Below are 742 nucleotides of genomic sequence, written 5' to 3' on the forward strand. Positions count from 1 at the left end.
AAATCAGGCCGTCTGAAAGAGCAGGTTGCTTTGCTGTATCAAAAGCAACAGGATTATTGGCAGGCCGTGGCAGAGAATAATGTTGCACTCGCCTATGGTCATGCTGCCGATGTGGTGGTATTGGCGGCTTGGCGGCAGGATGCGGATGATTTGAATCAGGCTTATCAAGAATATTTGCAACGGCAAGGCAAGGTTTCGGGCGAAACGCCTTGGTTTGCCGGACAGATCATCATGATTACCCACAATGATTACATGCTGGAAGTGTTTAACGGCGACATCGGGCTGATTATGAAAGATGAAGAATCGTTGAATGGCTTGTCTGCCTATTTTCCTGAGAAAGATGGATTCAAAAAAATTACCATCAGCCGTTTGCCCGATTTTGAATCGGCTTTTGCCATGACGGTGCACAAGAGCCAAGGTTCGGAATATCGGGAAGTATGGCTGTTGCCCCCGTCAGTGCCTGCAACGACGGAGGGCGAAGAGGAAGCCCGAGGATTGGATAAGGCTTTGCTTTACACGGCCATTACCCGCGCGCGTGAACGTTTTGTGTTTTGGGGAAATGCAGAGGAATTGTGTCAGGCTGTGGGATGCCACCAAAAACGCAGGACGGCATTGGCCGATGCCTTGGAACGGCAGTTTGAACAACCTGATATGCAGGCTTCTGTTTGACCTGAATCAAGAGGCCGTCTGAAAGCGGATAAAGCGTTTAAATCTGCTTGACTGATTACACTAATTTACATAC

The 742-nt window shown here is 48.8% G+C and carries 1 protein-coding gene; it reads left to right on the plus strand.

Features of this window, described 5'->3' with window-relative positions; genetic code table 11:
• Positions 1 to 669: ATP-binding domain-containing protein (locus ACTHUM_RS16430; protein ID WP_440403485.1), on the plus strand; the 669-nt coding region annotated here is incomplete at its 5' end.
• Between the last annotated feature and the right edge of the window lie 73 nt (positions 670 to 742).

This window comes from Neisseria sp. P0021.S006, from assembly GCF_051956895.1.